Annotated in this window: 11 protein-coding genes; 7 read left to right on the forward strand and 4 right to left on the reverse strand. The window is 35.1% G+C overall.

All coding sequences use genetic code 11. From position 1 onward, the window contains the following. Positions 1 to 49: 49 nt before the first annotated feature. A complete protein-coding gene (locus OZP11_RS15575) occupies positions 50 to 2,734 on the forward strand; it encodes a zinc-dependent metalloprotease (RefSeq protein ID WP_281231478.1) in 2,685 nt (894 codons plus the stop codon). Positions 2,735 to 2,908: 174 nt separating this feature from the next. On the opposite strand, the gene OZP11_RS15580 is transcribed toward OZP11_RS15575, so the two are convergent. Continuing rightward, positions 2,909 to 3,529 (reverse strand): ComF family protein, encoded by a 621-nt coding sequence (locus tag OZP11_RS15580; protein ID WP_432419663.1) that lies wholly within the window; start codon positions 3,527 to 3,529, stop codon positions 2,909 to 2,911. A 161-nt stretch (positions 3,530 to 3,690) separates the two neighbouring features. On the opposite strand from OZP11_RS15580, the gene OZP11_RS15585 reads away from it, so the two are divergent. The 5 genes from OZP11_RS15585 (at position 3,691) to OZP11_RS15605 (ending at position 9,517) form a co-directional block, all read left to right on the forward strand. After that, positions 3,691 to 5,232 (forward strand): glycine--tRNA ligase, encoded by a 1,542-nt coding sequence (locus OZP11_RS15585; RefSeq protein ID WP_281231480.1) that lies wholly within the window; start codon positions 3,691 to 3,693, stop codon positions 5,230 to 5,232. Positions 5,233 to 5,433: 201 nt separating this feature from the next. Beyond that, positions 5,434 to 6,243 carry a LytR/AlgR family response regulator transcription factor gene (locus OZP11_RS15590; RefSeq protein WP_281231481.1) on the forward strand — a complete coding sequence of 270 codons (810 nt, stop codon included), beginning with the start codon at positions 5,434 to 5,436 and terminating at the stop codon, positions 6,241 to 6,243. A gap of 175 nt (positions 6,244 to 6,418) precedes the next feature. Further along, entirely contained in the window at positions 6,419 to 6,676 is a 258-nt protein-coding gene (locus OZP11_RS15595) for a hypothetical protein (protein WP_281231482.1), read from the forward strand. 182 nt (positions 6,677 to 6,858) lie between these two features. Then, a complete protein-coding gene (locus tag OZP11_RS15600; protein WP_349293764.1) occupies positions 6,859 to 8,829 on the forward strand; it encodes a tetratricopeptide repeat-containing sensor histidine kinase in 1,971 nt (656 codons plus the stop codon). Beyond that, on the forward strand, positions 8,819 to 9,517 hold the full coding sequence (locus OZP11_RS15605; RefSeq protein WP_281231483.1) for a response regulator: 699 nt from the start codon (positions 8,819 to 8,821) through the stop codon (positions 9,515 to 9,517). The genes OZP11_RS15600 and OZP11_RS15605 overlap by 11 nt, the downstream gene beginning before the upstream one ends. A 122-nt stretch (positions 9,518 to 9,639) precedes the next feature. Here OZP11_RS15605 and thiL read toward each other — a convergent pair whose 3' ends face one another. Further along, on the reverse strand, positions 9,640 to 10,686 hold the full coding sequence (gene thiL / locus OZP11_RS15610) for a thiamine-phosphate kinase (RefSeq protein ID WP_281231484.1): 1,047 nt from the start codon (positions 10,684 to 10,686) through the stop codon (positions 9,640 to 9,642). Between the two features lie 260 nt (positions 10,687 to 10,946). On the opposite strand from thiL, the gene OZP11_RS15615 reads away from it, so the two are divergent. Continuing rightward, entirely contained in the window at positions 10,947 to 11,426 is a 480-nt protein-coding gene (locus tag OZP11_RS15615) for a DinB family protein (RefSeq protein WP_281231485.1), read from the forward strand. A 63-nt stretch (positions 11,427 to 11,489) separates the two neighbouring features. On the opposite strand, the gene OZP11_RS15620 is transcribed toward OZP11_RS15615, so the two are convergent. Both OZP11_RS15620 and OZP11_RS15625 read right to left on the reverse strand, forming a co-directional pair. Continuing rightward, complete coding sequence (locus OZP11_RS15620) at positions 11,490 to 12,452, reverse strand: helix-turn-helix transcriptional regulator (RefSeq protein WP_281231486.1); 963 nt, start codon at positions 12,450 to 12,452, stop codon at positions 11,490 to 11,492. 117 nt (positions 12,453 to 12,569) lie between these two features. Beyond that, on the reverse strand, positions 12,570 to 13,187 hold the full coding sequence (locus OZP11_RS15625; RefSeq protein ID WP_281231487.1) for an outer membrane beta-barrel protein: 618 nt from the start codon (positions 13,185 to 13,187) through the stop codon (positions 12,570 to 12,572). Positions 13,188 to 13,320: the final 133 nt, after the last annotated feature.

The raw sequence follows: 13,320 nt of genomic DNA on the forward strand, positions 1-13,320 counted from the left end.
AAGAATTCAGTTTAAAACCATTAATTTTGATTATCCAAAAATATTTAGAATGAAGAAACCATTACTTTTTTTCTTGATTGTATTTTCTATAGTAAATATACACGCACAAAATGATGATTTGTGGCAGAAAGCCGGCTCAGCTTCAACTCTTAAAAAAAGCATGCCATCAGGTACTGCAAAGTTATACTATAAACTAAATACTGATGCACTTAAAGCAAAGCTTGAGAAAACAACAGCAAAAGCAGTTTCGGGAAATACATCAGAAATTACAATTCCAAATTCTAACGGTACATTAGAAAAGTTTGAGGTTTGGGAATCTTCAAATTTTGAACCTGAATTACAGGCAAAATATCCTGAAATCAGATCGTATGAAGGAAGAGGTATAAACGATAAGTCGGCAAAAATTCACTTTAGTCTTTCCCCAAAAGGAATTCAGACAATGGTTTTCAGGGCAGACAAACCAACCGAGTTTATTGAAGAAAATAAAGAAAGTACAAACGAATACGTATTGTTTGCTTCTGATTCGGAATTGTTAAAAACAAAATTGGAATGTAAAACTTTAGGCGCAATTGCCCAAAACGATAATACATCTAAAACGGCGAAGACTACAGCAAACAATAAAATTTTTAAAACACTGCGTCTGGCTTTATCCTGTACAGGAGAATATGCAGCGTATTTTGGAGGAACAAAAGTTGCCGCACTGCAAGGGATGAATGCAACAATGACCAGAGTAAATGGTGTTTTAAATAGGGATTTAGCAGTAAAGCTGGTTATGATAGCCAATACTGATGCAGTGATTTACACCAATGCAGCGACAGATCCGTATTCAGATGCCGGCAAAGGTATTACTGCAGATTCAGATGATAATGATTTTTGGAGCAAAGAAGTACAAAAGACACTTACAAGTGTAATTGGGGAAGCAAATTATGACATTGGGCATTTATTTGGTGCTTCTGGCGGGGGCGGTAATGCAGGCTGTATTGGGTGTGTATGTGTAAGCCCTACTACATCGAATGTTATTGGAAAAGGAAGTGCTTATACTTCGCCTTCAGACCAAAGACCTGAAGGAGATACTTTTGATATTGATTTTGTAGTACATGAATTTGGACATCAGTTAGGCGCAAACCATACTTTTTCATATGCTGTCGAAGGAACTGGCGTAAATGTTGAACCCGGAAGCGGTACTTCAATCATGGGATATGCCGGTGTAACGGGTGATTATGATGTACAAAACAATTCTGATGATTATTTTACCTATGCAAGTATCTTTCAGATTCAAAGCAATCTGAGCCGAAAAAGCTGTCCTGTAAGCACAGCCATAACCAATAATCCGCCGGTAATTAATGCAGGAGCTGATTATACAATTCCTGTCAGTACACCATTTGTTTTAAAAGGAACAGGATCAGATTCTGAGGGAGATGCTATAACCTATACATGGGAGCAGTACGACAGCGCCACTTCAACATCGGGTTCAAACAGTATTGCTTACCCGACAAAACCAAACGGACCATTATTTAGATCTGTGGTGCCAGGCAGTTCACCGGTTCGTTATATGCCTAGTTATGCCACTGTCCTGGAAGGGAAATTAACCACAACATGGGAATCAGTATCTTCTGTTCCGAGAACTTTGAATTTTACCTTGACAGGAAGAGATAATGCTGCACAGGGAGCAGCACAAACCAATACAGATTCGATGGTTGTAACTGTAGTTTCGACAGCAGGACCTTTTGCGGTAACCTCTCATGCAGCCGAAGATATAAGCTGGCAGCAGGGAGCAGCACAGACTATTACATGGAGTGTTAATAATACTAATAACATACAAGGTTCGTCAACGGTGAATATAAAATTATCGACAGACGGAGGTTTAACTTTCCCGATCACTCTGGCATCCAACACTGCCAACGATGGTTCCGAAATTATAACACTTCCGGTAAGTATACCGTCTTCGACCAACTGCCGAATTTTGATAGAACCAACTGCCAATATTTATTATGCGTTGAATGCAAAACCATTTGCAATTGGCTATACATCTCAAACAAATTGTGATACGTACAGTTTTGGAAACTCTTTCAGTATTCCTTACAGTACAAACTATACAACAAGAACAATAAGTGTTCCGGCATCAAGCGGAAATATAACAGACGTAAATGTTGCGGTTAATGTGACTCATGAGCGTATGTCGGATCTTGAAATACAAATTATAAATCCGCAGGGAACAATAGTAAGTTTATTCGATAAAGCCTGCTCAAGTTTAAATTCTACTCTGAATTTGAGATACGATGATGCAGGAAATTCATTAGACTGTACCACAACAACCGAGCAGATTGTGATTCCGGTTACTAAATTAAACGTCTTTAACGATCAGAATCCTGAAGGAACCTGGACTTTGAGAGTTCGTGATGCCGTAGTAGGGCGTTTTGGTACAATAAACTCGGCATCAGTAAATATCTGTACCAAGACATTTACGCTGGGATCAGAAGATTTTGAAATTATAGATTTTGCCCTTTATCCAAATCCAAACAAAGGAAATTTTACCTTACAGTTTCAAAGTGAATCGAATGCTGTAGAAGTTTTTGTGCATGACATTTTAGGAAAGAAAGTATATACAAATACATTCCAAAGTTCAGGAGACTTTAACCAAAACATCCAGCTTCAAAACATAACAGCCGGAATGTACCTTGTAACGGTTATTGACGGAAACAGAAGAACTGTAAAGAAAATAGTGATTAATTAAAAATTCTATTTTTTACTTTCAAATTCCAAACTGAAAAGGAAAATCCAATATAAAAATCCCAAATTTCAAGAGCATTGAAATTTGGGATTTGTTTTTGTTTTAAAATCAAAGATTTTGGAATTGAGCCTGAGTGACAGTGAACGGGCGAAGGAATTTTAGTATTGGAATTTCACACTATGAGTTGGCCATTGCCATACAGACAATACTGATTTTTGTTCCGGGAATTTTCAGCAACGCTCTTGAACACGCTTCGAGTGTAGCTCCGGTTGTGAGAACATCATCTACGATTAAAAAATGTTTGTTCTGGTTTTCTTCGGTAGAAGTTACATCAAAAATAGTTTCAATGTTTTCAGATCTTCCAAGCAGATTCTTCTTTGACTGGGTTTTCGAATATTTCTTTCGGTATAAAATCGAATCGTTGTATGGGATTTTTAATCCTTCAGAAAGCGCTTTTCCAAAAGTAGTAACCTGATTATAACCTCTTTCTTTGTATTTTTTAGGATGAAGTGGCACCGGAATAATCATATCAAAAGGAAAGTCCGGTTTTAGTTCTTTAAGATCTTCAACATACCAGTTTCCTAAAACAGAACCAATTTCTTCGTGGCCCTTGTATTTAAGATTGTGAATGAGCTCCTGAACAATCCCTTTTTTATTGAAATAAACAAAAGCAGAAACATGCTCAGTTTCAATTTTTCCGTAAAACTTTTTTACTGCCTGATTATCCTTATCAAGATGATATTGCGTGAGAGGCATTTCATGACGACAGTTTGTACATAAAACCGTTTCATTTGTCATTAAAACCGAACGGCATCCGGAGCAGACTTTGGGAAAAAACAGATCAATAATAAAATTAAACACAAACAGAAAGAATTTAGTTACAAAAATAACCAAATTCAGTCTTCAATCTTTATTATTTTTCTTTTTTTTATAAGTACTTTTTATATTTTTGCATTACTATGGCAAAACAAGAAGATATATTTAAGAATGTGGTTTCGCACGCAAAAGAGTACGGATTTATTTTTCCGTCAAGCGAAGTTTACGATGGTTTAAGTGCAGTTTACGATTATGCACAAAACGGTGTCGAATTAAAAAAGAATATCCGCGAATATTGGTGGAAATCAATGGTGCAGATGAATGAAAATATTGTCGGTCTTGACGCTGCAATATTGATGCATCCAACAACCTGGAAAGCTTCAGGCCACGTTGATGCGTTCAATGACCCGTTAATTGATAATAAAGATTCTAAAAAAAGATATAGAGCTGACGTTTTAGTTGAAGATTATGCTGAAAAAATCAATCTGAAAGCTAAAAAAGAAATCGAAAAAGCAAAAGCTCGTTTTGGCGATGCCTTCAACGAACAGGAATTTATAACAACAAATGCCCGTGTAATTGAATATTTAGCCAGAGAAAAAGAAATTAGAGAGCGTTTAGGACGTTCTTTAGGAAACGGAGATTTAGATGATGTAAAAGCTTTGATCGAAGAGCTTGAAATCGCTGATCCTGAAACCGGTTCTAAAAACTGGACAGATGTAAAACAATTCAACCTGATGTTTGGTACTAAATTAGGAGCTTCTGCAGAAAATGCAATGGATCTTTATTTACGTCCGGAAACAGCTCAGGGTATTTTTGTGAACTTCTTAAACGTTCAGAAATCGGGTCGTATGAAAGTTCCTTTTGGAATTGCTCAGACTGGTAAAGCGTTCAGAAATGAGATTGTAGCAAGACAATTCATTTTTCGTATGCGTGAATTCGAACAAATGGAAATGCAGTTTTTCGTTCGTCCGGGTGATGAAATGAGATGGTATGAGCACTGGAAAGAAACACGTTTAAAATGGCACCTGTCTTTAGGATTAGGAAAAGAAAACTATCGTTTTCACGATCACGAAAAATTAGCACATTACGCAAATGCAGCGGCAGATATCGAGTTTAATTTTCCTTTTGGTTTCAAAGAATTAGAAGGAATCCACTCTCGTACTGATTTCGATTTAAAAGCCCACGAAGAATATTCAGGAAGAAAACTTCAGTATTTTGATCCTGAATTAAATGAAAACTATGTGCCATACGTAGTAGAAACTTCTGTAGGTTTAGATCGTATGTTTCTTGCTGTTTTCGCAACATCATTGCAAGAAGAAACTTTAGAAGACGGTTCAGAAAGAACAGTGCTAAAACTTCCTGCAGTTTTAGCGCCAACAAAAGCGGCTGTATTACCATTAATTAAAAGAGACGGATTACCGGAAGTTTCAAGAAAAATCATTGAAGATTTAAAATGGGATTTCAATGTAGCGTATGATGAGAAAGATGCTGTTGGACGTCGTTACAGAAGACAAGATGCTCTTGGAACACCATTCTGTATCACGGTAGATCACCAGACACTTGAAGACGAAACCGTAACCATTCGTCATAGAGATACAATGAAACAAGATCGTGTAAAAATCTCTGAATTAAGAGGTATTATCGAAAACGAAGTATCGATGAAAAACTGGTTAATGAAAATGTAAATTTCTTTACCTGCAAATTATATAAATCCCAAACTCCTCTGTAAAAGGAGTTTGGGATTTTTTTTGGCTTTAAAAAATGGCAGTTAATAAAAATGTCAATAAAGTGTTTGAAAAGTATTTCTTTCAAAAACGAATTATTTAAAATGGTTTTTTAAATTCACAAAAAAAAGCAGCTAAATTTCATACCAGTTAAATTTAATTTTGGAAAAGTACTCGTACATAATTATTGATGATGATGAAGAAAGCATTTCAAAAACCAAAAGAATAGCAGATGGTTTTTCGGAATTGTATTTTCTTGGTTCGGCATCAAATAATCAGGATGGGCTGAATTTGGTTCTGGAATTTAAACCCGAAGTTGTTTTTCTGGAAATAAAACCCAAAAGTACTTCCAGTAATTTATCGCTTAATTTTATAAACGAACTTCATCATTTCTTAACTGTACTGCCGCATATAGTGGTCATTACCAGTGGTAAAGATCTGGCATTTGATGCCATAAAGCAGGGTGTCTTCGATTACATACTAAAACCGCTTGTAACTGCCGAATTGCTAAAAACAATTTTAAGACTTAATAAATGGGCCGACGAAATGAATTCGGCTGATTTAAGAGACGAAATTTCCTTTCTTGTAACCTCTGACTCAAAAGAACGTCAAAGTATAAACAAATCGCTTATAATCTGCATTAAATCATATGGCGATCACAGATATATAAATGCTGATGATATTTGTTATTTTAAAGCCGATAATAATTCGACAGATATTTATCTGAATTCGGGAGAAATGATAACTGCTTTTAAAACCCTCAAACATTTTGAACTTGTTTTGACTTATCCTTTTTTCAGAATTCATAACAGTTACATCATCAACAAAAACTATATTGCACGTATTCATAGCGGAAACTCAGTTTGTTACATAAAAAATACTTCCAAGAAAATTCCGTTTTCCAGAACCTACAAAGCAAACGTTGATCTCATTATAGGTGATTTTTTTACAGGAAATTACTTAGAGGTGTAGTAATTAGGTAATTACGCTAATTTGATGCCTGTTGACTAGCAATTGGGCATGATCTACCATAAAGCCTGTTTTTCATATAAATTTTTTTTGATTCCGGTGTTAGTTTTACACCATGATTAGCACTAACGCAGTCATTTATCCCCAAATAAGAATTAAAAATAAATAAACATTAGTTATGAAAAAGACAGCTTTAACATTCGGATTATTATCAGTAGCAATAGCAGCAACTTCATTTGCAAACCCAACAACTCCTGCAGCGGTTTCTAATGAAAACGTAAGTATTATACCTCCGATTGATGGAAATGGAACGAGAGATGGAAGACACAAAGCCGATTTTGCAGGAACAACAATTAATTCAGATGTAAATTATGGTGTTTTAAGCAGTTTTAATGCTGATAGTCAGTCAACAAGAATAAACGTGAAGTTAGACTAACACAAAACAAAATATTAAGAAAAGGCTGTCAATTTTTTTGACAGCTTTTTTTTTCGTCTGTAGTTTTTAGTTACTTTTGGTGAAACTCCGAAACACTATTGAAAAGCAAATTCATAATATTATTTTTTTTACTTATTTTTTTTTCTGGCTGCACTAAGAAAATAAAAGATAAAAATATTGGTTTGGCCAAAGACAGTCTGTCTACTTATCTCTCATTAGCCAATGATATTAATCTGCCGTTTAAATACAGACAGCAATACAACAAAAAAGCATTTGCCATTATTACAGAGCAGAAAGATGACTCGGTCAATAAAGTAAATCTTTTTAAAGTTGCCAACCGTTATTTCAATATGAACGACTGGAAATCGTATCTGGAAACCACAGAACTGATTTTAGAAAGAGCAAAAAAATCCAAAGATTCGGTTCATATTGCCAAAGCCTATGTGTATCTGGGCGATTATTATGGTATTCAGTCAATATCTGACAGTGCTTTCCTGAATTATTTTAAAGCAGAAAAAGTGTATCTGAAAATTAATGATAAATACAATCTGGCCAAGACTTTTTTAGATAAAGCGAATCTGCAGTACAACGAAGGCGATTATTTTGAAAGTGAAATCAGTATTTTTAAAGCACTTCGAATATTAAAACGCGAAAAGAACGTAAATGATCAGCTTTACGACTGTTACAATTTGTTGGGAATCTTGTACAACGAACAGGAAGATTTTGATAAGGCACTCGAATTTCATCAAAACGCATTAAAAACGCTTGAAGATAAATCGATTCCGTTAGAATTTCAGTTAAAAGCAACCTCTTTAAACAATATCGGATTCGTAAATCTTCGAATGCGAAACTATTCTAAAGCAAAATTATACTTTCAGCGAAGCCTTGAAGAAAAAAATCTCTATGAAGAAAATACAACATTGTATGCTATTGTACTGGATAATTTAGCTTATTCGAAATTAAAGTTAAATGAATCTGACGGACTTCCTGAACAGTTTTACAGAGCATTGAAAATCCGGGACAGCCTTGGTCTGAAATCGGGAGTGGTATTAAACAAAATACATCTCTCAGAATATTATGCTTTTAAAAGGGATACATTTAAGGCTATTCAGTATTCAAAACAAGCCTTGGTTTTATCCCGAAATTCCAATAAAATCAGAAATATATTAGATGCACTTAAACAAATTGCAAGTGTTGATCCTAAAAATGCATCTTCTTATTCGAAAGAATACATTCAGCTTAACGACAAAATGCTGAAAGCTGAACGTAAAATGGGCGAAAAATTCTCGCGGATCGAATATGAAACCAGCGAGATTAAAGACCAAAATTCAACATTACAGGAAAAAAACAAAACACTTATATACGTTTTCAGCATCTGTACCCTAATTGGTTTGTTTTTCTATGTTTATAAAACCCAGCAGGCCAGAACAAGGGAATTACTTTTTAAACAGCAGCAGCAGATTGCTAACGAAGATATTTACAATCTCATGATTTCGCAGCAAAATGAAATAGAGTCTACCCGAATAAAAGAAAAGAAAAGAGTGGCCCAGGAACTGCATGATGGTGTTTTGGGGAGAATGTTTGGCGTGAGGATTAGTTTGGACAGCCTTGATAAAATTGATGAAGAAGAGGCTGCGGTAAAAAGAAAAAAGTATCTGGCCGAACTCAAAAATATTGAAGAAGATATACGGGAGATTTCGCATGATTTGAACCGTGAAAAATCAGAGTTAATTAATAATTTTATTCTAATTTTAAATAAATTATTTGAAAATCAGAGAAATACTTATCCGTCAGAACTTGAAACCTCTTTTGATCCGCATATAAAATGGGAACTTGTAAACAACATGGTCAAAATCAATTTGTACCGTATTGTTCAGGAAGCGTTGCAAAACTGTAATAAATATTCTCAGGCAAAAAATATAAAAGTAGAGTTTAAAAGTGAAATCGACCACCTTGTTGTATCTATTATGGACGATGGCGTGGGGTTTGATATGAAACGTACAAAAAATGGGATAGGTCTGCATAATATAGAATATCGTGCTGCCGAATGTAATGGTACCGTAATCATAAAATCTTTTAAAGGAGAAGGAACACTTCTGGTAGTTAAAGTCCCTATTGATCAAAAAATTAACCTGCAAAAAAATGACACCTAATTTCAAAGCCCCCAATTCGGAATTAAGAAGACCCAATATTTTAATTGTCGACGATCATCCTTTTATCATTGAAGGATATAAAAATGCCATAACCCGCTACAAACCCAAAGAATTTGAATTTGCTATTGAACAGGCTCACGACTGCAAATCGGCGTATGATTTACTGGAGCAAAAAGACGTATCCCGGTTCGAAGTTGCATTTTTAGATATCAGTATGCCCGCGTATGAAGAAAAAGATCTTTTTTCCGGAGAAGACTTGGCCAAGCTGATTATGAAAAAAATACCGGAATGCAAGATTATTTTGCTGACCATGTATACCGAACTGCTAAAAATTAAAACAATTATAAGAACCATTAACCCAAACGGACTTATAATTAAAAACGATCTTACTTTTGATGAACTGCTTCTGGCTTTTGATAAAGTAATGAAAAACGAAAAATATTACAGCCAGTCGGTTGTAAAAATGCTTAATCAGTCATCTCACAATTCAATAGAAATCGATGAATTTGATAAGCAGATTCTGTTTCATTTGTCTAAGGGAACCCCAATAAACGAAATGCCGCATTATATTCCGATTTCTTTTAACGAAATCGAGAAAAGGAGAGCAAGCCTCAAAGAATTACTAAAAGTGCGATCAGGATTAGATGCTGATTTGGTAAAAGAAGCAAAAAACAAAGCGCTTTTTTAAAGATTTTAAAATGTAGATTTAAGATTGAATCAGACTATAAAAAAATCCTAACAGGTTTTTAAAACCTGTTAGGATCTAGACTGAACACCCAATGCTGATGACTGAGCCTGGATATCAAAAAACTATTCACTCAAAGCATCCCATCCGCGGGCTTTTAAAGCAATTTTAGTATTGGCTCGTGTAACTAGATGAACTCCTTCGCTTTCGTCGGCCATGTGACCAATTATAGAAAAATTTGGATTCCCTTTAATTTTATCAAAATCGTTGATGTCGATTGTAAACAAAAGTTCATAATCTTCACCGCCATTAATGGCAACCGTTGTACTGTCGATATTAAACTCTTCACAGGTCGAAATAAACTGCGGATCCAGCGGTAATTTATCTTCATATAAATTACAACCCACTTTTGACTGTTTGCATAAATGAATAATTTCTGAAGATAAACCGTCAGAAATATCGATCATCGAAGTTGGTTTAATTTCAAGAGCATGTAAAAGCGTGCGGACATCTTTGCGTGCCTCAGGCTTTAATTGTCTTTCGACCAAATATGTATAAGGATCTAAATCAGGCTGATTGTTTGGGTTTACCTGAAAAACCTGTTTTTCACGTTCCAAAACCTGCAATCCCATATAAGCAGCACCAATATCTCCAGTTACAACCAGTAAATCGGTTTGTTTAGCACCGTTTCTGTACGTAATTTCATTTTCATCTGCTTCACCAATTGCGGTAATGCTGATAATTAGTCCTTTTTGAGATGAGGTCGTGTCGCCGCCAATAACGTCTACTTTATATTCTTTCGCCGCGTGCGTAATTCCTTCAAATAATTCTTCTAAAGCTTCAAGCGGAAAACGATTTGAAACAGCAACCGAAACCGTAATTTGTGTCGGTTTGGCATTCATTGCGCAAATATCAGATATATTTACTACTACTGCCTTGTAACCCAAATGTTTCAGGGGCATGTAAGCCAGGTCAAAATGAACACCTTCAATTAATAAATCGGTAGAAACAACGGCTTTTTTATCTTTAAAATCAAGAACGGCAGCATCGTCTCCAATACTTTTTAAAGTAGATTCCTGAGTAACATCAAAGTTTCGGGTTAAGTGGTCAATCAGGCCAAACTCACCTAATTGTGATATACTGGTTCGCTGCGGATTTTTATCTTCGATCATTTTTTTGAGGTACAAAGTTATTAAGGGGCAAAGGTACAAAGGTTTTTTCTTTTTAAGGTACAAAGAGGCAAAGGTTCAGAGGTGCAAAGTTTTTTGTTTTTTCTTCTGTAGAGGCGTACTGCAGCGCGTCTACGTACAGTATTTCTATATAGATTATTAAAAGAAGAAAAATATTTTAAATTATTTTTTTTCCTGCTGACAAACTGTTGTCACCGGCCCATTTTACTTTTGGACTATTAAAAATTTAAAACCTTACAATCATGAAAACATTAGAAGCACAAGTAATCAGTTCAGAAGATTTATTAAAACACTGGCAGGGACACAGAGCGTTAACACGTCGTTTAATCGAACTTTTTCCGGAGAAGGATTTCTTTGAATTTTCAATAGGAGGGATGCGTCCGTTTGCAAAATTAGTTGACGAACTTTTAAGCATCGCAGTTCCGGGACTTAAAGGAATTGTAGAGCGTGATGCACAGCCTTATACAGAAGGTGAGGAGAAATTGATTTTTAAAGCACAGTATCTGGAAAAATGGGATGCAGCTACAGAAGAAATCAATAAATACTGGGAGAAGCTGTCTGTTGAAGATTTCAACGAAACGTTTAAACTGTTCGGGCAATATGAATTCCCTATTATTCAGAACATTTTGTATTTTATTGATAATGAAGTACACCACCGCGGACAAGCTTATGTATATTTAAGAGCTTTAAATATTGAACCGCCGTTTTTCTGGGAAAGATAAAAACCTGAAAAATTGAATAAAAAAACTCCCAAAGACAGAATCGAATTCTCTTTGGGAGTTTTTTTATAAAAGCCTTTTTTTGTTGAGTTCCAATAATTCTAAAGTCCTTACTTTTAAACTTGCGGGTTCAAGAATGGTTGCATAATCACCAAACATTAAAAACCAGCGCGGAAAACCGTTTTCTGTATCACGGCTCATAAAAGTCATTTCGACATGTTTTTCATCTATTTCTTTTTCAGAAACAAAACCATGATATTTCCTTTCGAAACATAAATATCTCGATATTTTCTTTTCAACTAAAAGACGGACTTTTGTTGCGGGGATAGTTTCTGTTTTATTAAGATATGTCTCTAAAGAATCGTGTTCTAAGGTAAAATCCAGATCCGTTTTTTGCAGGTTTTGAATCCGGTCTGTTCTAAATTGTCTGTAATCGTTTCGTAAATGACAATATCCTAAAAAATACCAACTGTTGTTATCGTGAAAAACGCCCACAGGTTCCAGATTGCGCTGCGTTAATTCATCTTTTCCAAAAGTTTTGTACGAGAGTAAAATCTGTTTCTTTTCGGCTATGCTTTCAAACAAAACTGCCAGTGTATTAGGAGAATTATCATTGAACATGGGTTCTGCTGTCTGCATTACAACCCGCGATTCAATATTAGAAAGATAATCTTTATCACCGCTCCGTAAAACAGATTTCAGTTTAAACATTGCCGATGCATAATGTGTGCCCAAAGATGGATCCGTAAATTTCTGCATCAGTTTTTCGGCTGCAATAAAACTGCTTACTTCTTCTCGTGTAAACATCACCGGAGGAAGTCTGTAACCTTCCATTAAAGCATAACCCACACCGGCTTCGCTGTAAATGGGAACACCGGATGCTTCCAAAGTTCGAATATCTCGGTAAATAGTTCTCAAACTGCACTCAAAACGATCGGCTAATTCCTGTGCTTTTACAATTTTTTTAGACTGCAATTGAATCAGAATAGCCACAATCCGGTCAAATCGTTTTGGAGTTTCGTCGAGCATTTTTCTTTTTAGGTTTCAAAGGTTAAGAGGTTCAAAGTTACAAAGGTTAAATCTTTAAAGAAACAAAAAAGCTGTCCCAAATTGAGACAGCTTTTAGTTATAAATTGAAGAAAAGGATTAAAATCTGTACAATAATCCAAATTTAGGCTGATCAAAAATATTCTCGAATAAATTGATATTCAATTTAAAAGTGTCAGATGAAGGTCCGTCTTCAGGTGAAACACTATTGTACGATAAGATATTGGCTAAAGTAAAAGTAACTGCTATGTTTTTGGTTAAGAAATAATTCAGGCCTACATTAATATTAGCAGTTAAGCTGTTGGTATCATTAGAACCTGTATCGTTTTCAACCTTATTTCGGCCATAACCTAACCCAACTTCGCCATACGCTTTAAAACGTTTTTGATCCAGTTCTAAAGCATAATATCTTGCAAATGCACCAACACCAAAAATCTCTGTTTTAATATTTGTTGCTTCTTCTTTGTCGCTGGAAAAACTTACCTGTCCTCCTACAGCAAATTTATCATTCAGGAAATATCCAAATTTTGGGTTAACAGCGTAATAATCGCTTTCTCCTCCTGTATTTATTTGTATTGATCCTTCAAGAAACATATCGCCATTACTAAAAGTAATACCTTTTGCAGAATTCATCTCGGTTTCAGCCTGTTGGTCTTGCTGCGCGTTTGCAAAATAAAATGTAAAGAGTACTAAAAAAATAGAAAATTTGGTTTTCATAATATCTGTATTTAAAATTTGTAAGATTAAAAATACGTTTCCTTATTTTAAAAGGCCTGAAGTTTGATCGTATGCGTTAAAATTCAATTTATGAAGTTAAAAATTCTGTAATTTTGTAGGTTTTGCCTTTTTA

Source organism: Flavobacterium gelatinilyticum (genome assembly GCF_027111295.1).
GTDB lineage: Bacteria > Bacteroidota > Bacteroidia > Flavobacteriales > Flavobacteriaceae > Flavobacterium > Flavobacterium gelatinilyticum.